At 39.0% G+C, this 19,459-nt stretch carries 24 protein-coding genes; 14 read left to right on the plus strand and 10 right to left on the minus strand.

Going from position 1 to position 19,459, the window contains the following annotated elements; all coding sequences use genetic code 11:
- The first annotated feature begins 13 nt into the window (after nt 1-13).
- Nucleotides 14-160, plus strand: coding sequence for a hypothetical protein (locus ACFILZ_RS03425; protein ID WP_375610235.1), 147 nt, complete (start codon nt 14-16; stop codon nt 158-160).
- Between the two features lie 688 nt (nt 161-848).
- On the opposite strand, the gene ACFILZ_RS03430 is transcribed toward ACFILZ_RS03425, so the two are convergent.
- From ACFILZ_RS03430 to ACFILZ_RS03470, 9 genes are all read right to left on the minus strand, one after another.
- Entirely contained in the window at nt 849-1,046 is a 198-nt protein-coding gene (locus tag ACFILZ_RS03430; protein WP_375610234.1) for a hypothetical protein, read from the minus strand.
- A 524-nt stretch (nt 1,047-1,570) separates the two neighbouring features.
- Nucleotides 1,571-1,783, minus strand: a complete 213-nt coding sequence (locus ACFILZ_RS03435) for a hypothetical protein (RefSeq protein WP_375610233.1) — start codon at nt 1,781-1,783, stop codon at nt 1,571-1,573.
- Complete coding sequence (locus tag ACFILZ_RS03440) at nt 1,776-1,988, minus strand: hypothetical protein (RefSeq protein ID WP_375606490.1); 213 nt, start codon at nt 1,986-1,988, stop codon at nt 1,776-1,778. The genes ACFILZ_RS03435 and ACFILZ_RS03440 overlap by 8 nt, the downstream gene beginning before the upstream one ends.
- Nucleotides 1,912-2,148 (minus strand): hypothetical protein, encoded by a 237-nt coding sequence (locus ACFILZ_RS03445; RefSeq protein ID WP_375606489.1) that lies wholly within the window; start codon nt 2,146-2,148, stop codon nt 1,912-1,914. The genes ACFILZ_RS03440 and ACFILZ_RS03445 overlap by 77 nt, the downstream gene beginning before the upstream one ends.
- Complete coding sequence (locus tag ACFILZ_RS03450) at nt 2,145-2,807, minus strand: lysozyme (RefSeq protein ID WP_375606488.1); 663 nt, start codon at nt 2,805-2,807, stop codon at nt 2,145-2,147. The genes ACFILZ_RS03445 and ACFILZ_RS03450 overlap by 4 nt, the downstream gene beginning before the upstream one ends.
- Nucleotides 2,808-3,966: 1,159 nt before the next feature.
- Complete coding sequence (locus tag ACFILZ_RS03455) at nt 3,967-4,893, minus strand: YopJ/AvrA family T3SS effector serine/threonine acetyltransferase (protein ID WP_375610232.1); 927 nt, start codon at nt 4,891-4,893, stop codon at nt 3,967-3,969.
- 326 nt (nt 4,894-5,219) lie between these two features.
- Entirely contained in the window at nt 5,220-6,146 is a 927-nt protein-coding gene (locus ACFILZ_RS03460; RefSeq protein WP_375610231.1) for a YopJ/AvrA family T3SS effector serine/threonine acetyltransferase, read from the minus strand.
- 328 nt (nt 6,147-6,474) lie between these two features.
- The gene (locus tag ACFILZ_RS03465) at nt 6,475-7,419 is read right to left on the minus strand and encodes a YopJ/AvrA family T3SS effector serine/threonine acetyltransferase (protein WP_375610230.1); all 945 of its coding nucleotides are present in this window, start codon (nt 7,417-7,419) and stop codon (nt 6,475-6,477) included.
- Nucleotides 7,420-9,148: 1,729 nt separating this feature from the next.
- Nucleotides 9,149-9,715, minus strand: coding sequence for a hypothetical protein (locus tag ACFILZ_RS03470; RefSeq protein ID WP_375610229.1), 567 nt, complete (start codon nt 9,713-9,715; stop codon nt 9,149-9,151).
- 1,810 nt (nt 9,716-11,525) lie between these two features.
- Between ACFILZ_RS03470 and ACFILZ_RS03475 the strand changes: the two genes are divergently transcribed.
- The 12 genes from ACFILZ_RS03475 to ACFILZ_RS03530 all read left to right on the plus strand — a co-directional run bounded on the left by ACFILZ_RS03475 (nt 11,526) and on the right by ACFILZ_RS03530 (nt 18,606).
- Nucleotides 11,526-12,047: a hypothetical protein gene (locus tag ACFILZ_RS03475; protein WP_375610228.1), complete on the plus strand. Its 522-nt coding sequence runs from the start codon at nt 11,526-11,528 to the stop codon at nt 12,045-12,047.
- 8 nt (nt 12,048-12,055) lie between these two features.
- Nucleotides 12,056-12,610 (plus strand): hypothetical protein, encoded by a 555-nt coding sequence (locus ACFILZ_RS03480; protein ID WP_375610227.1) that lies wholly within the window; start codon nt 12,056-12,058, stop codon nt 12,608-12,610.
- Nucleotides 12,611-12,658: 48 nt separating this feature from the next.
- Nucleotides 12,659-13,225 (plus strand): hypothetical protein, encoded by a 567-nt coding sequence (locus ACFILZ_RS03485; protein WP_375610226.1) that lies wholly within the window; start codon nt 12,659-12,661, stop codon nt 13,223-13,225.
- Nucleotides 13,215-13,412, plus strand: coding sequence for a hypothetical protein (locus tag ACFILZ_RS03490; RefSeq protein ID WP_375610225.1), 198 nt, complete (start codon nt 13,215-13,217; stop codon nt 13,410-13,412). The genes ACFILZ_RS03485 and ACFILZ_RS03490 overlap by 11 nt, the downstream gene beginning before the upstream one ends.
- Nucleotides 13,413-13,423: 11 nt before the next feature.
- Complete coding sequence (locus tag ACFILZ_RS03495; RefSeq protein WP_375610224.1) at nt 13,424-13,831, plus strand: hypothetical protein; 408 nt, start codon at nt 13,424-13,426, stop codon at nt 13,829-13,831.
- Between the two features lie 329 nt (nt 13,832-14,160).
- A complete protein-coding gene (locus tag ACFILZ_RS03500) occupies nt 14,161-14,529 on the plus strand; it encodes a hypothetical protein (protein ID WP_375610223.1) in 369 nt (122 codons plus the stop codon).
- A gap of 724 nt (nt 14,530-15,253) precedes the next feature.
- Complete coding sequence (locus tag ACFILZ_RS03505; RefSeq protein ID WP_375610222.1) at nt 15,254-15,610, plus strand: hypothetical protein; 357 nt, start codon at nt 15,254-15,256, stop codon at nt 15,608-15,610.
- A 227-nt stretch (nt 15,611-15,837) separates the two neighbouring features.
- Nucleotides 15,838-16,203 (plus strand): hypothetical protein, encoded by a 366-nt coding sequence (locus tag ACFILZ_RS03510; protein WP_375610221.1) that lies wholly within the window; start codon nt 15,838-15,840, stop codon nt 16,201-16,203.
- 28 nt (nt 16,204-16,231) lie between these two features.
- Entirely contained in the window at nt 16,232-17,368 is a 1,137-nt protein-coding gene (locus ACFILZ_RS03515; protein WP_375610336.1) for a DUF6990 domain-containing protein, read from the plus strand.
- A gap of 88 nt (nt 17,369-17,456) precedes the next feature.
- Complete coding sequence (locus tag ACFILZ_RS03520) at nt 17,457-17,831, plus strand: hypothetical protein (protein ID WP_375610220.1); 375 nt, start codon at nt 17,457-17,459, stop codon at nt 17,829-17,831.
- A 10-nt stretch (nt 17,832-17,841) separates the two neighbouring features.
- Entirely contained in the window at nt 17,842-18,414 is a 573-nt protein-coding gene (locus ACFILZ_RS03525) for a hypothetical protein (protein ID WP_375610219.1), read from the plus strand.
- 15 nt (nt 18,415-18,429) lie between these two features.
- Nucleotides 18,430-18,606 carry a hypothetical protein gene (locus ACFILZ_RS03530; RefSeq protein WP_375610218.1) on the plus strand — a complete coding sequence of 59 codons (177 nt, stop codon included), beginning with the start codon at nt 18,430-18,432 and terminating at the stop codon, nt 18,604-18,606.
- 33 nt (nt 18,607-18,639) lie between these two features.
- On the opposite strand, the gene ACFILZ_RS03535 is transcribed toward ACFILZ_RS03530, so the two are convergent.
- On the minus strand, nt 18,640-19,116 hold the full coding sequence (locus ACFILZ_RS03535) for a hypothetical protein (RefSeq protein WP_375682338.1): 477 nt from the start codon (nt 19,114-19,116) through the stop codon (nt 18,640-18,642).
- A 23-nt stretch (nt 19,117-19,139) separates the two neighbouring features.
- Between ACFILZ_RS03535 and ACFILZ_RS03540 the strand changes: the two genes are divergently transcribed.
- Entirely contained in the window at nt 19,140-19,319 is a 180-nt protein-coding gene (locus ACFILZ_RS03540) for a hypothetical protein (protein ID WP_375610216.1), read from the plus strand.
- Nucleotides 19,320-19,459 lie beyond the last annotated feature (140 nt).

Here is a 19,459-nt window from a genome sequence, read left to right on the forward strand (position 1 = left end):
CCCGTGAAAGTTTTTGCGTTCTGCTCTTCAGAATGCGGCTTCAATTGCGAGCCTTCTGATCACAACAGAAGCAATGGCTGCTGAAGTTCCAAAGAAAGATACACCAATGCCTCCGATGCCTGCTGGCGGAATGGGTGGAATGGGCGGAATGGATTTCTAAGCTTTTTTCCATAGAAATAATAAAGAAACGGGTCTTCTGGGCCCGTTTTTTTATGCTTTTTCACGTTTCATACAGTTTTTCCTTTTATGACAGTTCCTTTATCTTATAGGATTGTTCTATTCTCCACTGGTTGATCTACCGTCATTGTGAATGAATCTCACTCTTAATCCATAGCTTTTTCTCTTGTTTTTATGAAATGTTTCTATTGTGCGGGGATCGTGGTTTCCTTTGAAAATATTGTGCTAATAAAAATATAACTATTTGATTTATAATCATTTATTCATAATACAGTTCTGTTTTTTCATTTCAGGTTTATGCATGCACCGTTAAAAAATCCTGGGTTTGTGCTTCATAAGGTGAGAGGTCACTACGGTTTTTATGAACCAACGCAATCATTAAAAGTCAGTAGTTAAGAGTTAGTACCTATTGAGCGTTGGAAAGACAGAGTTGAAAAGAGCATGATGGGGCTGGTTTGTTTTTTATGAATAAGATGCTGGTATTTCAAGCTTTTGCATAGGAGAATAAGCATCTCTCTGTTTCGTTGATCTCTGAAATGGGGAGACTGCTCCATTTGAGAAGCTTAAAGATAAAAGCTAATTTTTCGCCTTGCTCTCATCTTTTTTTCGGTAAGCTCATCACCTAAACTGGAGCCAAACCCATATTGTTATACTCAAGTTCTGTTTGTTGCCTATATTGTGACAGAAAATTCTTGAGTGGGGAGCCAGTTTTGAACTAAGGGGACCATGACAGTTAGCCGAAAAAAATCATGACAAGACAGTAGGCGTGCTTGTGTTAGAATTTTTAATGCTTCTGATGATAAAGGCACGCGAAATTCTGTTGTAGTCTCATGCCTTCTTTTCATATTTTCGAGCCAAGGATTTTCCATATATTCTCTTCAACTTGACCTTTATGCATAGAACATAAGGGCATTGAGAGGGTGGGAATTGAGAGGCAGGGAATTGGGGGGCAGGGAATTGGGGGGCAGGGAGGAGCCAGCTTGCTTTTTTATTAAACGTAAAGATAAGAGGTTTTATGTAAGGCTCCCATTACATTGCTTGTTTATGCGCTTCTTTAAAAGAAATATTTTGTAATACAAAATTCTTGGCTATGCTATTTATGAAGAGTATAAAATCATTTGGATATCAATAGATTATTTAAAAAATGTACGTTGGTATGATCCTTTTCTTATGTTACCAAAGTTATTGACTTACGCGTTGGTTAAAAATCTCTCTTCATGCTCCTAAATTCATTTCATGAAAGTGTTTGTGAAGAGCACGACGTTTGTGAGGCGTGTAAAAATTTCTCGTGAGACATGAAAAATCATCAATAAAATCTCCATGTTTTCAAAAAATAACGAATGGCTTTTTATCTTTTTAAAAGATTTAACACGTCTCACGTTTTTTATTTATTTTAGAGCTGAATATTCGATTTTTGTGTAAAAATACTTCCCAGCACATCTACGATCCGTGAAAAATCAAGTGCTAATAAGAAAATGATGAATATAATCCATTTCGTATAGCGTGACATCATTTTTACACTTTTATACGTTGTGATGATTTCTTGTAGGACTTCTTTTTCCTTTTCTGTAAGCTCTGTTTGTTTTTCCGTTTTTTTTCTAGCCATGTTTCCACCCACACATGTGTTCCCCTTGTTTGTTATGCTTTAAAATATCTCTTGCGAGATTTGAACTGATGATATTGAGATCTTTGTTGTCTAAATAAATGGGCATCCAACCAACGCAAGAAAAATGCTCATTGATTGTTTTTATCGCGCAACCAGTGAGTAAGAGAAGCGCGTACATCAGCATCACTTTTTTGATTAATTTCATTTTCCACCTCTAGCCGTGTTGTTGATGACTTTAGCGTTTTTTCTATTTGCTTTTGTTGTTCAACCTTCTTTCCAAGAGTGAAAGCTTTTGCTAAAGCGATAAAAAAAGCGGTCAGAGCCGCTCCTGTTATCATCAGATTTTTTTTCAACCACCACATCATAAGCGCTGCTCCCGAAACCGTTTTGCCACAAAGAAAATGCCAACGCAGGCGGCTAAAACCATAATGGTTGCTAATGCCCATTGGATGGGACCATTGCCTGCCAATAAGCCTCCAAGTCCAGAAAAAGAACCAATAATCGGTGTAAGCGCTTCTGCTTTGAAAAATCCTGTTGGTGCTTGCGTTTCTACAGTTTGATAGTTGGAAGAAACATAAGCCCCTTTTGCCCATAATCCCGATTCTGCTGCACGACGGTGCACTAAACCGTGAAGACGTTTTCCTCCTGCTTTAGTCCACTTTTGTAACTCAGCAGGGACAGCCTCATATTCGCCATTATTGAGCTTTTTTAGAAGGGTCGAATTACAAAAAGCCGATGTTCCTATATTATAGCAAAACGATACGAGCGCGGCGAATTGTTCATCCGTTAAAGAAACTGTCACATGTTTTTCAACGGTATTTTCAAATTGTCTTAAATCTTGAGAAAGAATTTCTTCTGCTTGTTTTTCAGTAATGATCATGCCCTTGTGAACGAACGGTTGGCCAGCCGTGGTGGTATGGCCATAGCCGATTGTCCACACCCCGATGGAATCTTTATAGGCTTGTAAACGCAATCCTTCCCATTGTTTAATGAGTGCAAGTCCTGCTGATGATATTTTTCTCATTTACTTCTCCATAAAATAAAGCCTCACGTTAACGTGAGGCTGGTTGACAGATTAAAAATGAATTTTTTCACGCTTCAAAAACAGAAGAGAAGAAAAAATTAATTAAATCAAAATGTTACCTGTGTAATTCTAGGGGGCATGGTTGGATGTGGTCATATTTTCCGTTGGGAGAGCGTTGTTGTTGGTTTTGAGACCCGTTCCCATGGGGTGGTTTGTTGATCGCGTCTTATTGGTGCGGGCGGTGTTGGTGTGATGCACACGGGGTCATTGCCATTGTGCTGGCGGTTTTGTTGGTGCGGGGGTAGCATGGTGGAGAAAGGACGATGGGCTCCCCCCGGTTAAGCTGGTTGTGAGGGGGAGAGGGTTCTATAAAAAATTCCGTATAGAGGTGCATTCTGGTCCCATAAATTCTTTTTCTCTTGTGAGAAAGAGTTTTTGCAAGGGGAAAGGGTTTGTTTGTGGGGATGGAGAGCGTTGTTGTTGGTTTTGAGATCCGTTCCCATGGGGTGTGGTTTGTTGATCGCGTCTTATTGGTGCGGGCGGTGTTGGTGTGATGCACACGGGGTCATTGCCATTGTGCTGGCGGTTTTGTTGGCGATTGTGTTAGTGGTGGCATGATACGGGTGAGGTTGGAGGGGTGACATGTATGGTATGGTGAGTGGAACTCTTAGAAGGGCTCTGTTGGCGCGGCAGGGATTGGGAGAGGTGTACAATTATTTGTGTTGGCAGTGGTTGTGAGGAGTGAGAGATGGAGAGAACGGATGGTGTGTGATTGTGGGGACAGAGAGCGGCTGTTCGTGGTGGTTTGAGAGCATGGCATTGATGTGGGGGTGTTTGAGATACGAAGTGGATACTCTTAGAAAAACAAGACATATGCTTTTACTGAAGACGAAAGCATTAAATATTTTATGTATCAAGCGTTTTGCTTATCCAAAGAGCCTCATTGTTACACAGAGCTTTGGGCTAACAAGAGCTGTGGAATTTTGATACAATTTTAAGAGGGGCTGGTTTTTATAGGACAATGGTGTTTTTCTTTAAGAGGAAAGTGGTTGGCTATTTTTGTTTTAAGAGCGCAAAAGCTGGTTTGCTTAGAGAAATCTTAGCCGTAAAGCAGCCTCTCTTCGTTCTTTGATGAATAGGAATATGGAAAAAGCCTTAATTACATCGTTAAAGATTTGTATTCAGTAATCCTTTTTTGGTGGGAGGAAACAGAAACAGTTTTTCCTTCTGTTGTTCTTAAGTTTTTTTCAAACCTCTCTTTCAGAGTTTCCCCTTTTTTGTTGACTGTTTCATGTTCAGCTTCCGGATGGACTTTTAAATAGTGTTCTAGACGTCTTTTTCCTTGCGCATGTTTATAAAAAGTGGTTGGAAGATAGGAATCTAACTTTTCAGCAGATACAGATGAATTGGGTTCACATAATACACCCTTAACATTATCTTTGTGCAATCTTGCTAATTTATCAGATTCAAGATGAAGCTTTTTGGCAAGGCTTAAGCTGAACATTCCACATTCAGAAGAGCTTCGCTGAATATCCATTTCTGCTGTGGTAAAAGAATAAGGAGGCAGTTGAAGACATTGAAGGGTTTGATTTATTTTTATCCCTAGTTTGCAAGCCGCGATATTCTGAAATGTTGTAGGTTCAAGCATAATCAAAGAGATTTTCTCATCAACTTTTTGATAATCAAGGACGGCAAAGTGGATTTTGCTTCCCGAATTGACTATAAATCGCGCAGAATTTGCGCCGCTCTCAACGACTTCTTTTAGGGCGTGCGAAAACTCTTCTGCTGTAAGAGCCAATTTGAGATTCATGTCTGGATATTTGCTGTTTGCTTTTTCTACGAGAGCTGGCATCAATCTAATATCTGTGTTTTCATAATAAGAGTTAATCCAACGGCCGGTTACAAGATCTCTCTCTAAGCCTGTAATAATATCTTTTAATTCGTCAGAATTCGGTGCAGCATGTTCTTCTTCTTTTTGGATGGAACTTTGCATTAAACGTGCAATAAGGTCTTCTAAAGATTCATTTGCACTTGCTCCTTCTGGTGTTTGTGAGGAATGAGGGAGGGAAGAATCTTGTGGCTTCATAATCTTAGCCTCTATATTGATGATCGATAAATGATATTATTTCTTCAATTTTGGCTAAACAATGTTTGCAGGAAAGATTTTTATCTAAAAAAAACAAAGAGATGAAATCATCTTTATTTTAAAAAATTTTGTTACCAAAGACAAAATCCCCCGCTTTTCAGAGTCAAAGGTAAGGTATCTTTTAAGAGGTCACGTTGCTTATTGTTTGCATCTTTACCTCCTTCAAAGGGAAAAGAAGATTTGCTAACAACAATTTATGCCTTACCGTAAAGACGCAGAGCCTCATTCTTTGTGGATGTGGAATATGGCTATGGCCAAAACGCTTATTACATCATTAGAGATTTGTATTCTGTAGCTCTTTTTCTGTGTTGTGAAACAGAAACAGTTTTTGTCTCTGTTGCTACCAAGCTTCTCTCAAATCTTTCGGTTAGGGTTTCGCCTTTTTTGTTTACTTTCTCCTGTGCTGCTTCTGGATTGGCTTTTAGATATTCCCCAAGACGTCTTCTTCCTTGCACGTGTTTGTAAAAAGAGGTTGGAAGATATGTATCTAACTTTTCAGGAGATAGAGGTGTATCTGGTTCACATAATACACCCTTAACATTATCCTTATGCAGTCTTTCTAATTTTTGAGATTCGGTATGAAGCTTTTTAGCAAGGGCTAAGCTGAACATTCCACATTCAGAAGAGCTTCGCTGAATATCCATTTCTACCATGGCAAAAGAACAATTGGGCAACTCATGCGCTTTAAGAGCCAATTGTGTTCTTAATGCCAGCACTGCTGGTTTCATATTGTTGAGTGTTGTAGGTTCAAAAAATATCACGGAGGTTTTGTCATCGATGGTTTGATGATCAATCACTGAAAAATGGATTCCCCTGTCCTTTGTGTGAATAATAAATCTAGAAGATTGAACGCCGTTTTCGATGGCTTCTTTGAGTGCAAGGGCAAAGTCGTGAGATGACGCTGCCAATTGAAGACGCATGTCGGGATATTTACGATTTGCCTGATCGACCAAGGCTGGCATTAGTTTAAGGTCTGTACTTGCATAATCAGCTGTGAACCAACGACCAGTTGAGATATCATCCTCTAAACGGGCAACAATATCTTTTAATTCTTCACGATTGAATGGGATATTTTTGCCTTTTTCGCTACTGGGTTGTTCTAAATGTGCAGTAAGAGTGTCTAACGATGCATTTGCACTTGCTCCTTCTGGTGTTTGTGAGGAATGAGGGAGGGAAGAATCTTGTGGCTTCATACTATTAGCCTCCATATTGATAATCGATAGGTGATATTATCTTCTTCAATTCTGGCTAAACAATGTTTTGCAGGAAAGATTTTTATCTAAAAAAAACAAAGAGATGAAATCATCTTTATTTTAAAAAATTTTGTTACCAAAGACAAAATCCCCCGCTTTTCAGAGTCAAAGGTAAGGTATCTTTTAAGAGGTCACGTTGCTTATTGTTTGCATCTTTACCTCCTTCAAAGGGAAAAGAAGATTTGCTAACAACAATTTATGCCTTACCGTAAAGACGCAGAGCCTCATTCTTTGTGGATGTGGAATATGGCTATGGCCAAAACGCTTATTACATCATTAGAGATTTGTATTCTGTAGCTCTTTTTCTGTGTTGTGAAACAGAAACAGTTTTTGTCTCTGTTGCTACCAAGCTTCTCTCAAATCTTTCGGTTAGGGTTTCGCCTTTTTTGTTTACTTTCTCCTGTGCTGCTTCTGGATTGGCTTTTAGATATTCCCCAAGACGTCTTCTTCCTTGCACGTGTTTGTATAAACGAGCTGGAAGATATGGATCTAATTTTTCAGCAGGTAAAGGCGTGTCTGGTTCACATAACACACCCTTAATATTATCTTTGTGTAGTCTTTCTAATTTTTGAGCTTCGAGATAAAGCTTTTTGGCAAGGCTTAAGCTGAACATCCCACATTCAGAGGAGCTTCGTTGAATATCCATTTCTACCATGGCAAAATGAATATTCGGAAATTGGTGATGTTCAATGGATTGTCGCGTTCTTAATGCAAGTAATGCGGGAAGCGTGTCACGCAGTAAGGTCGGTTCAAAAAAGATCAAAGATGTTTTATTATCAATGGTTTGATGATCGACAACCGCAAAATGAATTCCCCTATCTTGTGCGTTAACGATCAGCCTAGAAGATTTTATGCCCTTTTCGAGCGTTTCTTTGAGTGCAAGGGCAAAGCCGTCAGGGGGGCTTGTAAGTTTGAGATTCATCTCTGGATATTTACGATTTGCTTGATCGACCAAGGCTGGCATCATGTACAGATCTAAAATATCATAATAATTTTTGATCCAACTGCCATCGGCATTATGCTTTTCTAAACCGGCAATAATATCTTTTAATTCTGCACGATTAAAAGGGGTGTTTTTTATTTTTTCAATGTTAAGCCGTTCTAAATGTGCAGTAAGAGTGTCTAATGATGCATTTGCATGCGCCCCTTCAGGTGCACTTGCACCTTCTGGGGTTTGTGAGGAATGTGGTGGGGGAGAATCTTGTGGCTTCATAATCTTAGCCTCTATGTTGATGATCGATAAGTGATATTATCTTCTTCAATTCTGGCTAAACAATGTTTTGAAAAACAAGCCTTTGCATCTTGAAAGGTGAGGCGATGAGAGCATAATAATGCCGTTTTCATATTTTTATGCGTGTAGTGCTCATCATTGCTGTGATGTATTATATTGGTATTTTATAAGGGGATTATTAGGGCGTTCTATTGGGAGCCCGTAGTGAATACGGCTTGTTTTGAAAATCTCAAAATTATGGGGCTGTTGGTGATGCAAATTGTGTAATGCAAAAGAAAACAGTCAGAAAAGGACGAAAGATACCTTCAAACCGTAAAGTTTTAAACATTGTCGCGAAACACACTGTTTTATAACAGTCTATGATAATGCGAAAATTTTATGATGAAATCTGGACGCAGAAAACCCCTTACCGCATCTACCATTAAATACGATTTTTCATATTCTGTCAACCGCAAAACGATTATTTTTCCTCCTTTATCGCGGGAAAAAATCTACAGAAAAAATCTCATTCATTAGCTATGCAGCAAAATATCTTGTTTTAATGGAAAAGTTTTTGATGTGGCAAAAAACATTTTCTCCTTTGAGAAAGGAGGGAGAAAGGTGAAGGGAGAATTGTGGTTTTGAAATCCGTGGTATTTTATTGATGAAATTGGGAAGGCGGTGGTTGGAAGGTGTTGCGGGGGCAAAGCTTTAGGTATTGCGCAGGGGGTGTTCCGAGGGGATGACGAGGTGGGGGGCTCGTGGGTGCTTAGAGGCGTGATGGCTCTTCGAGTGGCTGTTGGGGTCTCTAAAGGTTTCTGTATAAAGATTTATTGAGTAAATGCTTTTTCTCCTTTGAGAAAGGAGGGAGAAAGGTGAAGGGAGAATTGTGGTTTTGAAATCCGTGGTATTTTATTGATGAAATTGGGAAGGCGGTGGTTGGAAGGTGTTGCGGGGGCAAAGCTTTAGGTGTTGGCGATTTGTGGGGGTAATTAGGGCTGTGCAGGCTGTCGTATTAGTGGTGGTGTGATGGGAGGGTTATCGGTGCAGTTGTTGATGAGGGAGGAGATTGTTGGTAGGGGCTTTTTCTTTCGTTTAAGGGATGATGCTTTTAATTGTGTCAAAAAATAACGGGTTATTTTAATGATAAGTTATTGATTTATAGTGAATATTTTATCATTATTTATCTTGAATGAGAAATCCAGATTATGCTGAAATAAAAGCCATAGCTCTTGTCCGTCATAAGATCAGAAGAGCCATATAGAATTGTACAAGAAAAGACGTAAAATGACGATAATGAATTGTCTGAAGAGCTAAGGATGTCGCGATATTGGGTGAAGTGTATGATGAGGGTGGTTTGTTACAATGGGGGTAGAGGGAAGAATGTTGCTGTTTTTTAAAGAGGGGGCAATATTTATCCTGTCCATGCCGTGAATATGCCGTGAAATATTGTCCTTTGAGGCATGGATTAAGTGAGGCACTGGTAGGTATAAGGTTAAGTCTCTTTGACAGTTGAAGTATTTTTTAAAGAACGTGGTGGATATTTTTAAGCTTGTTTGTTGTGCGCTTTAAGCTTGTCAATCTCATGAAATTCTATGAAAGGGCAAGCTCAGAGGTTCTCAAGAGCACCCTGCCAAAGGGGGGCTTTATAAAGGCGCTGGTTATAAAGAGGCATGTTATAAAAGGAGGGGGAGAATCTTTATCCTGTGAGGGGGAGGAAATGATGGGTGTTTTAGCCAAGGCTCTTTTGGGTAGAACTGTCAAAATGTTTATAAAGGGCATCAAGAATAATACGCAACGAGCCAACAAGATTAGGCAGCGGTTGATCTTCTACAACAAGATAGTGTAATGCCGCATGAAAGTTGTGTTGACGATGTAGATATTGTGCTTCTTTAATCGCTTCTTGCATAGCTTCATAGTGTTCCGTTGCTCTTTGGACCCATTGCTTTTTTGCTTTCTCATCTGATGCGCTGTGCGTAAAACCATCATAATAACCGTTTGGTAAACCTTTTGCACATAAATAGTCGTTTCTAATTTGCAAGTATTGTTGCGCCGTGTCATATTGCTCTTTACTGATGCCTGATGAAGCCTCTTTATAGCCAAGCAAACAAAGACGCCCAATATAGGTTCCGACAAGCGGATTTTTCGCTTCTTCGAAGCTTAAACCAAAGTGTTTTGCACGCATTTCAATCGCAGATTGAAGCGCAGATTCGCTGGAGCTTTGGGCACGTGAAATACGGCCTTTGGGCTCTTGCTTTCCTGTTATTTTTGATCTACCGCGTTTTTTACGTATTTTCATGAACTTAACCATTTGAATGAAAAAGAAACTGTCTGTTGATGGGGGACAGTGATGTAAAAAGCACTTGGCGCAAATATTGGGGGAGCAAATACTTAAGGGGGAGGGAGCAAATACTGTGGGAAATATCAGCCGTTGCAGATCAAAAAACAAACGATACTAAAGGCGTTTTAAATGCAAAGAAAAGCAACGGTGTGGGGCGAAAAAATCATCTTTAAGGTGTTTCTTACTATTTTTATCTTATCCCTATCAGTCTTATCTTCCGCCCCTATTATGCTTATTTTTTATTGCTAGCGGATTATTTGCTTTCTAAATATTTCTTAACTGTTCTTGAGAAATTGAATTCTCTTGAGAAATTGAAGGAAAATTTTTGTCAAATGTGAATGAAAAAATAAGAATGGATTTCAAGGGCATGTCATCGTCTTTCTAATAGGAAGTTTTTTCTAATGGGATTATTTGTCTCTTTTTTCACGAGCGCTTTGTGGAAATTTTTCAATTCCACTTTTGAAAGGTCATTGTTTTCTTAAGTTGGGAGCTTGTTATTTGGGTTCTCTTATTTTTTGTTGTTGGGCGCTTTCCCAAGATATTTGATATACATCACGCTGTTAAGCATACTTTTATCCTTTATAAGAGATATATTGTCTTCTGTTGAGTGGCAGAGAGCGGCAAAAAGCAAACCTCCACATTCTATTATAATAGCATAAGATGCCCTATGTTTTCAAATAAAATATCATTTATTGGCTTAAAATAAACTGTGAATGATCCCGCTATTTGGTTTAGTATTTCCTTTATAAGTATCCTTTATAGAGTATAAATTTTCCGTTTTAATGGATCTCATCATAAGACGAGGGGATGTCGTTTAAAGGACGGAATGCATTATCGAAAGAAGCTGTTTTTATAAGAAGAAAGTGCCTTTATAAAAAGATGCTTTTATAGGAGATGCCTTGATGAATGTAGGGGCTGTATCAATGTGGGGGCTGTGAAATGTTTCATCTTTAATGAAGGATTTTTAAAATGAAGCCTTTTTGATTAAGAAGCTTTCAAATGAGGATTAAGGTTGTTTGTTGCACGCTTTTCATACTGGATAATCGGTTGCGTGTTTGACTTTGTTTTTATGTTGCTTTTTAAAGAGGTATGTCTTAGGGCTCTCTTTTGCCCATTTCGCAAGGGTGCTCATGAAGGGCACAACGATAAAGTCCCCAATGAAATCCATATAAAGTTTGAATAATATAAAATCTATCGAACACTTCCGTTTTTACACTTGTAAAGAAGAAAGTCTATAGCATCACACATTTTGCCAGCTCTCATTGTTGCGGACAGCTCTTGGCATTTGAGACGCTTCCTTAGAGGCATTTATCATCCTTTCTTAATGTTTTACTCTATACGGCTCTTTCTGCTTGTAACGCGCAAGAGACATGGTTTGGGTTGATTTAATATGGAATAGGTTTGGAATAAGACAATCCTACGGTATTTAGGGTTCTCATTTAATATGAAAAACAATAAATTGTTATAAATCAGTGTATTGTTTGTAAACTTTACACATCAGATATTTCTTAGATTGAATATTTTTTGCTTGTTGAGTTTTGTGAAACATTGTCTTTTGAAGTGTGGGTAATAGATAAGAGGATACAATGGCATTTGTGCTTGTGAGGCTTAGGGATTGTATGTTGTCACGTATGAGAAATTTTAAAAATAGACTTAAAGGGTCTTATAGCGCGTGTTTCATGGTGAGAAGAGTGCTAGATAAACCGGTTTTGCTGGTTGCATGTTCTCAAAGAGTGAGTGGGCATGTTAGAAGTGAGAAAATATCCGTATGATCGAAGATAAATCACAACACCAATTTGCCCATAAGGGAAATACGGCTTTTGCGTCACAGCCCGTGTTGAATCAGTGTGCGGTTTTCAAAAAATGGACGGCTCTCTCAAGAAAAGATTACGTCATCATTTTGTGTTTGGCTATCCTCTTGTTGGTGCTTTTTGCCGCGACTGTCTATATGAATCCTTTGGAGTTTTTTCACGTTATATCCAAAGAACAGTTTCAAGCACTGGGACAAATGGAACAAGGAGATCTTCGAAAAATGATTAAAGAGATCTTGAAACAGCCTTTTGAAAATAATCCTGCAATCGTGTTTTTGCGTGACGCGGGATGGAATAGTGTTTGGGCTTTTTTATGTCTTTTGCCGCAAATGATTTTTGGTGTTCTTGTGGTGTTCTTTCCACTCTTTTTTGTCTTTAACGCTATCTCTAAACGGGAGGTGAAGGAAATGATGAAGCTGTGGGATACATTGCCAGAGCAGCAACAACTAGACAACCAATTTCTCAACAGAACACAATAGGGAAACAAGTGGCTGCTTCTTTTATAAGTACTTTTGTAATTTTGACCACAGTATGGTGGAGTACTGTCATGTTTTTCGGGGAGATCATGATACTTTTTTCTACTCTGATGACAATCTTGGTACTTTATTATTCTTTGATAAAACGGACAATATTGTTGTGTGGGATGCGGCGGAAATTAAAAAAGGGTGCATTGCAGAATTTGGGGTATAATCAGAAAGTCAGCATAGGACAAAATACAGTTTGTGCAACAGAGCTCAGCTCCCTTTCTTTTAAAGAATCTTTGGAACTTTCAAGAAAAGATTATTTTATCATCGTTTCGATAGCCTGCATTGTGATTGTGGTTTTCGCAGTTTTGCTCGCTTTTTTTGCTTTTTTTCCAAAATCTGCGATTTTTTTACACAATTATATGCCTCTATTGTTTAAGGTTGGCGTTTTTGGCATGCAGCTGCTGTTTTGGTTTTGTGCGTGTATTGTTGTTTCTTTACCTGTCATTTTAATTCTCCATAGTTTTCTTCAGTATGGCGTGAAAAAAACAGTGAAGGAATTAGAAATGTTTGTTTGAGAAGAGAATAAAAATGATGATTTCACATCAATGCGATAGGGGAAACAAGTGACTATTGTTATAAAATTTTTGGCTTTTTTAGGGTTCGTTATCATTGCCATTGTAATGTTTATGGTTATGATCCGGCTTCCTTACCGGTTGATCAAACATATCAGATTATCTTTTAAACTCGCTCAAGACTTGAAAAAGAGTACAACGCAAAAAAAGCAAGCCATACAACAATTGCGTAATGATCTGGGAGAAATGAAAAGACACAATCTCGCCCATAAGACCCTTGATGCGACAATGCGCTTTCTTAACTTCAAAGAATTTCTGCCTCTTTCTTCAAAAGAATGTAAAATAATTCTTTTTATCCTTATTCTCTTTACTGTTTTGCAATCTTCTTTCTCTATCGCAAATTTTGTATGGTGGAAGAATGATAGTGTTGCCTTTATCATGCAGCTGTTGAGCATTCTATGGTTTGGGCTTCTTCTCTTTTTTCCGATCATTGGGATCATGTGCATAAAATTAACGAGAAAATTGAACAAAAAACTTCAACAATTGAAAGAAGCAATACAACAACGCGATCAGGCAATTCGTATGCAGAACGTGGAAGGGGGACAAAATGACGAGTAGTCTTATAACATTAATAGCCATTTCTTTCCTGTTCTTTACGCTCTTAAGTGTTTTAATGTGGGCGCCAATCGTTGTCATTTATTACCTGTTTATCAAGCGTGCGCGGCTTTATTGTCGCGTGAAAAAGGAACTGAAATGCGTGCTGAATGAACGCGATATTGCCTTAAAACAGATCTCCCCAAAATAAAAAGCAGCAGAATGTTTGATAAAAAGCAGCTTTCTCTTGTTTGGCAAGACTATAAAAAAATATTCTATCTTTCTACGGTCATGGCGACTGCTCCAATAGTTATAACTGTTGTCGTTAAGATATGGAGAGGGCAGGACTTTGTTTCTCTTGTCGTATTCGAGCCACTGGCATGGATGCTTGCCTGTATTTTTTTATTCTTACCGATTGTTTTTATTATGCGTTTTATCGTGACCCGTCAGTTGAACAAAATGATACGGCAATTAGAAGAAGAGGTTGAGCAGAAAGGAGCTCCCGTCATATTATACGATGTGAGTGAAGGAAAAGTGAGTGAGGGAAAAGTGAGCGAGGGGAAAATGAGCGAGGGGAAAATGAGCGAGGGGAAAATGAGCGAGGGGAAAATGAGCGAGGGGAAAAAGTGAAGAGAGGCTTTTGTTGAGCCTTGCTTTTGACTTGTTCATTAAGGAGCATGGGGGACACTTCTCGTTTTATGCCTTTTTATATTTGTGTCGTGTTTTGAGAAAAATTGAGGCTCTTGCTTGAGTTGAGGCTTTTGCTTGAGTAGGATTCTTGCTTGAGTGCTGAGGGGAAAGTGAAGAGAGGCTGCTCTTGGGTTTCACTTGCTGTTTCTGTTCTCTTAAAGAGAGAAAATCTTGTAACTTATTTTCTTTTTATCAAGCATAAAAATGTGTCTTACCAAGCGATATTGAGAGCGAAAAATCTATACTTAAAGCAAAAGATATTCTGGTGTTTGGGGAAAAAAAGCCCATTTTTTGCAGGTGGAGAGGCAAGACGCATAGAGAAGGTGAGCCAAAAGCACACGTTTTGCTCCATAGAAAGTGTAACAGTGCTTTTAAAGAGCTTGGGGTGGAGGGGGAAAATTGAAAGAAAAGAGGGACATCTATTTATTTACGAGACCGTTATTTATTTACGAGACCGTGAAGGACAGTTTCTCTCTCTGGATGAAAAAGGTTTTGTGCAATTTGGTTATGGAATTGTGAGAGGCGCTGGTATTCATGCGGCGGCTTGCCAAATGATTAATCCTTATCATTTTAGGGCTTTATCATTTTTGGGGGGCCAGATTGACAACGAGGCATTGAGGCAAAGGGGTGGATTTTAAGGCAAAGGGATTGAAATTTTTTGAGGAAGAGGTAAGCGTAAGGCATTTATGCTGTGTACTTGAGGAAGTTTTTGATGAGGGCAATGAATGAGGTTGATCTGGGACTGAGGTTGATCTTGTCTGCGTGCTTGGCTTTCAATAGAACACCCTTCCTTGGGAAAAGGAAATTGTGCTATCTCTCAAGTGGCTTCTTCTTTACTTGCACACCCTTGGGGCTTTGGTATTGAGGGCTGATATTAACATTTGGCAGCTTTCTCATAAAAGCTTTATGGAAGATGAAAGTTTGGGCTTTGAAAAAAATATCGAAAAAATCTATTTGGGCCGGTTTTGCTAGATGATTTAAATCGTCATAAAGACAAAGCAACTTCGTTACGATTTTCTTGCACTCGTTTGCTTCTTCTTTGGAAAGCAGCTTATCTTCCTGAAAATAAAAAGAGCACTTAGAATTTTAGAGTCAGAGACCCAAATTTGTGCAATAGAAGAAGATATTTTTATGAAAATTTGATCGAGGAGAAAAGAGAAGCCTTAAGATAATAGGGGGTACACTGTGAGTGATGAAAACATGATGTTTGAAGGTGATGGAAAAAAATGCACCGCTGATATTGTCTTTATAAAAAATGAGGGATACAAGCGCTTGATATTGATGAACCCTCATTCATTGTGAGGACGAAAGCTTCGGTTCATGAAAATGGCTTAAAAATTTGAAACAAATGAGGGATAAAAAATGAGGGGCAATGGAAAAAATGCATCATTGGATGAAGAGTTACGGTCTTTTTCGCTGGAAGAAGCGTTTTTGACAAGCAAAAATTATAAAGTCATCTTTTGCATTGCTTTCATTGTGTCAGCTTTTATAATGGCATTCTTTATGTTTTTTAAGTGGGATTTGACAGGGTGGTGGAATTATATCCTGTTCATTTTAACATTAATATTGGTTTTTATATCAGCGCTTCTTTTTGTACTCATTCCTGTTGCCTTTGTGGTCGGTATCATCTTTACGCGTTTGTTGAAAAAAAAGATCGATAAGTTGGATCAAGAAATCTGGCAGCGAAGAAAAACGGCTTACCAACAAAACAGCGTGTGAAGGGCGGACAGAAAATGAATACTGGTCTTTATATATTCTCATGTATTGTAGGAGAGTTTCTATTCGTGCGATGTTTGAAGGTGATGGAAAAAAGGCATCCCTGATATTGTCTTTATAAAAGATGAGGGATACAAACGTTTGATATTGATGAGCTCTCATTCATTGTGAGGACGAAAGCTTCGGTTCATGAAAATGGCTTGAAAATTGGGACAAATGAGGGGTAAAAAATGAGGGGCAATGGAAAAAATGCACCATTGGATAAAGAACCACGGTCTTTTTCGCTGGAAGAAGCGTTTCTGACAAGCAAAAATTATAAAGTCATCTTTTGTATTGCTTTCATTGTGGCAGCTTTAAGAACGGCTCTTCTCTTCGTACCCATGTTGCTTGGGTGGAAGTTGGCGGAGTGGGAAGGGTATGTCGTGGCAGCTCTCTTGTTAATCATGTGGCTTATATCATGGTTTATTTTTTTGTTCATCCCTGTTGCTTTTGTGGTTCGTATCATTTTCACGGTTATGTTGAAAGAAAAGATCGATATGTTGGAGCAAGCACTCTGGCAGCGGAGAAAAACCGCTTCTCAACAAAACAGCGCATGAAGGGGCGGAGAAAATGATAGATATTAAAATGATGGATATTATTGTTGTACTCTCGTGGGGGGTGGGCTTGACGCTTTTCACGCTGCTTTCTGCCGTGGTCATGATGTTTATTTGGGCATTGTATTACTCTACTTTCAAGCGGGTGAGACTGTATTGCCAAGTGACAAAAGAATTAAGCCGCGTGCTTGAACAACCTGTCGTTTTTGAGCCGTCTAGTGGGGAAATGCCGATGATTAAGCCGTTATCTGAGGAAAAAGAGTTTTCTCTTTCTGATGAGGAAATCTTAACGATGGAAAGTGCAACGGCGCTTTTAAAGAGTTTGGGGTGGAAGGTGGAAATTGAAGGAAAAGGAGATCATTTGGCCACCTATTATTTACCAGATCGTGAAGTGCAGTTTCTTTATAATGCTGAGAAGGGGTATCCGCGATTTGATTGTGCAATTGCGGTGGTTTCTGGTATCCATGCGGCGGCTTGCCAAACGATAGACCCTTATAATTCTGGAGGCTTGATTGCTCTTGAATTGAGTTTTGATGTGAAGGGGTTGGAAATTTTTGAAGAAAAGGTAAGCGTTGGATGTTTACGTCGTGCACTCGAGAAAGCTTTAGATGAGGCAATGACTGAGGTTGATCTTGGCAAGATGCTTCACTCTCAATATAGAATCCTGCCTTGGGAAAACAAAACGGTGGTCCCTCGGTTGGCTTCTTATTCCCTGCGTTATCTTGCGGCTCTGGCTTTGATGGGCGATGTTGAAACCTTACACTCTTATCACAAAAGCTTTATGGAAGGTGAGAAGCTGGGCTTTGAAACAAGCATCGAAGAGGAGCATCTGGAACGCGCAATGGTGATTGCTCAGGCGGTAGAAAAGACAAAGCAACCCAGTTACGATTTGCTTCAACAGGCGGCAAAGGATTTTTCCATGGAGGTGGAAAGCTATGAATGTTTTAGAGCTACAGATCCCAATTTGTGCAATAGAAGAAGAGATTCTTATGAAAATTTGATCGAGGAAAAAAGACAAGAATTAAGGCAACAGGGATATTTTGTTTATGAAAAGGACGCGATTTGTGAGGTTGATGGAAAAAACTATCGTCCTCATATTCTTTACATAAAGGATGGGGAGTTAGAATATATGGATGTAGAAATTAGGATTGATGAAAAAATTTATTGAGAAAAATAAAGAGTTTAGATAAATTAAAAAGAGCTTAAACCTAAAAATAGAGCGTAAAAAGCGCGAAGCGTAAAAGCAGAGGGGAACAATGCAGGAGAAAAAAGCAACATTTGAAGAGTCTTTCTTTTCATTTAGAAAATTTATGGTGTCTTCAGTGGAAAGGCGTAAAGGGGTGGGACGGTGTAAAATAATAGGGTGCCGCTTTTTCATCATGTTTTGTACATGCCTTATCATGATGGCTTTAGAAGTTCCTGCGGGTGCAAAATCTCTGGTACAGTCGTTGCAATGGACAAGGTGGGAAGGAATTGGTTCTCTTATATTTCTCTTACCAGTGGTGATATGGTTTTGTCTTCTCACACCCCTTCCTATTTTGTGGGGCATTTGTCGTTTTAAAGAGCGCAAATTGGAAAAAATAAAGAAAAAACTAAAAGAAAAAATAAAGCAGCAAGAGATTAATCAATGAGGTTATACACATGAGGAGTGAGGCCGCAGTTTTTATTTTTTTTCTGCCGATTGGATGTTTTTTTCTAAATGCAGTTACAGTTTTTGCCATTTTTGTGAATATGATTATTGTGGCGCCTTATTATTCTTTAATAAAGCGTTTGAGGCTCTATTACAGAGTGAAAAAACAAAGACGTTTGATGAAAGAACATCCACAGCGTTTTTGTTTCTTTGAAAAAAGCGGAAAAGAAAAAGAGAGAGTGCCGAAAAACTTAGCACTAGAAACACAGATAAGTTTCTATTCGTTAAAAAAATGGCTCGCTTTTTCACGCAAAGATTATATCCTCCACGCATGCCTCTCTTTCATCATTATGTTTTTCAAAGCTTATGTCTATGTGATTTTCTTTAAAGGGATAGATGAGATAGATGAGAGCAGATTTGAATATTTTGTCATTCTCTTGCTCTTCTGGTTTTTTTTATCGGTATGTATTTTTGCAACGATCCCTGTTGTTGTGATCCTTCGTGAAATTTTAACTCATCGATTGAAAAAGAAGATTCAGCAGTTGGAAGAAGTGACTGAAGCAACCCAATCAATCAATTTATAAAAGGAAGGGGATAAAATGCATTACGAAATGGCGGCAGCTTGGACGGTGATTTTGATCATTCTGCTGGGGGGTGTTTTTGATTTTTTCTTAACAATACCCATTGTGGCACTGTATATTTCTTTTATCAAGCGTTTGATCTCGTATTACAAGGTTACCAAACAATTAAACGCAGCGCTGAAAAAGCGCACGTAGTGCTCGTGTCATGGGGGAGGCATAAGTTTTAGATCATGCCATTGCTTCATGACGTGAGAGGAGGGCATCAATTGTTTTTCTCATTTTACGCTGATCTCTGGGGGGGAAAGGGTTGATGGTAAGTGATAGGCTTATAATAAGCTTGTAATAGGCTTTAATGGGGCTGTTTATCGGAAGCTTGTTGTTTTCTGTGAATTTGTAAAATCGTAAAAACGTGGAACTGTAATAGCGTGTGTGTGGTTGATCAAGGGCTGTGAGGGTTATGGGGCGCTTGGGGAGAAGAGGTGCCAATGGAGGCATAAGGGTTGGATTGTGCAATGCGTCAAAATTAGAATGGGGGGAATGGAGGGTGTTGGGGGAATGGAGGGTGTTGGGGGAAAAGGGTTGATGGCAATGAATAGGCTGATGATAGGCTTTAACGGGGCTGTTTATCGGCAGTTTGCTTGTTTTCTGTGAATTTGTAAAATCGTAAAAACGTGGAACTGTAATAGCGTGTGTGTGGTTGATCAAGGGCTGTGAGGGTTGTGGGGCGCTTGGGGAGAAGAGGTGCCAATGGAGGCATAAAGGTTGGATTGTGCAATGCGTCAAAATTAGAATGGGGGATTGGGGGAATGGAGGGCGTTGGGGGAAAAGGGTTGATGGCAATGAATAGGCTGATGATAGGCTTTAATGAGGCTGTTTATCGGAAGTTATTATTTTCTATGAATTTGTAAAATCGTAAAAATGTGGAACTGTAATAGGGGGTGTGGTTGGTCAAGGGCTGTGAGGGTTGTGGAGCGCTTGGGGAGAAGAGGTGCCAATGGAGGCATAAAGGTTGGATTGTGCAATGCGTCAAAATTAGAATGGGGGATTG

The organism is Bartonella sp. AP40SXNS (assembly GCF_042195825.1).
In the GTDB taxonomy this organism is placed as follows: domain Bacteria; phylum Pseudomonadota; class Alphaproteobacteria; order Rhizobiales; family Rhizobiaceae; genus Bartonella.

Excerpts from the sequence above, each read along its gene's own strand:
- ACFILZ_RS03430 (WP_375610234.1), bottom strand. The coding sequence starts at position 1,046 with ATGGAAAATCCTTGGCTCGAAAATATGAAAAGAAGGCATGAGACTACA.
- ACFILZ_RS03435 (WP_375610233.1), bottom strand. The coding sequence starts at position 1,783 with ATGGCTAGAAAAAAAACGGAAAAACAAACAGAGCTTACAGAAAAGGAA.
- ACFILZ_RS03440 (WP_375606490.1), bottom strand. The coding sequence starts at position 1,988 with ATGAAATTAATCAAAAAAGTGATGCTGATGTACGCGCTTCTCTTACTC.
- ACFILZ_RS03445 (WP_375606489.1), bottom strand. The coding sequence starts at position 2,148 with ATGATGTGGTGGTTGAAAAAAAATCTGATGATAACAGGAGCGGCTCTG.
- ACFILZ_RS03450 (WP_375606488.1), bottom strand. The coding sequence starts at position 2,807 with ATGAGAAAAATATCATCAGCAGGACTTGCACTCATTAAACAATGGGAA.
- ACFILZ_RS03455 (WP_375610232.1), bottom strand. The coding sequence starts at position 4,893 with ATGAAGCCACAAGATTCTTCCCTCCCTCATTCCTCACAAACACCAGAA.
- ACFILZ_RS03460 (WP_375610231.1), bottom strand. The coding sequence starts at position 6,146 with ATGAAGCCACAAGATTCTTCCCTCCCTCATTCCTCACAAACACCAGAA.
- ACFILZ_RS03465 (WP_375610230.1), bottom strand. The coding sequence starts at position 7,419 with ATGAAGCCACAAGATTCTCCCCCACCACATTCCTCACAAACCCCAGAA.
- ACFILZ_RS03470 (WP_375610229.1), bottom strand. The coding sequence starts at position 9,715 with ATGAAAATACGTAAAAAACGCGGTAGATCAAAAATAACAGGAAAGCAA.
- ACFILZ_RS03475 (WP_375610228.1), top strand. The coding sequence starts at position 11,526 with ATGATCGAAGATAAATCACAACACCAATTTGCCCATAAGGGAAATACG.
- ACFILZ_RS03490 (WP_375610225.1), top strand. The coding sequence starts at position 13,215 with ATGACGAGTAGTCTTATAACATTAATAGCCATTTCTTTCCTGTTCTTT.
- ACFILZ_RS03495 (WP_375610224.1), top strand. The coding sequence starts at position 13,424 with ATGTTTGATAAAAAGCAGCTTTCTCTTGTTTGGCAAGACTATAAAAAA.
- ACFILZ_RS03505 (WP_375610222.1), top strand. The coding sequence starts at position 15,254 with ATGAGGGGCAATGGAAAAAATGCATCATTGGATGAAGAGTTACGGTCT.
- ACFILZ_RS03510 (WP_375610221.1), top strand. The coding sequence starts at position 15,838 with ATGAGGGGCAATGGAAAAAATGCACCATTGGATAAAGAACCACGGTCT.
- ACFILZ_RS03515 (WP_375610336.1), top strand. The coding sequence starts at position 16,232 with ATGATGGATATTATTGTTGTACTCTCGTGGGGGGTGGGCTTGACGCTT.
- ACFILZ_RS03520 (WP_375610220.1), top strand. The coding sequence starts at position 17,457 with ATGCAGGAGAAAAAAGCAACATTTGAAGAGTCTTTCTTTTCATTTAGA.
- ACFILZ_RS03525 (WP_375610219.1), top strand. The coding sequence starts at position 17,842 with ATGAGGAGTGAGGCCGCAGTTTTTATTTTTTTTCTGCCGATTGGATGT.
- ACFILZ_RS03530 (WP_375610218.1), top strand. The coding sequence starts at position 18,430 with ATGCATTACGAAATGGCGGCAGCTTGGACGGTGATTTTGATCATTCTG.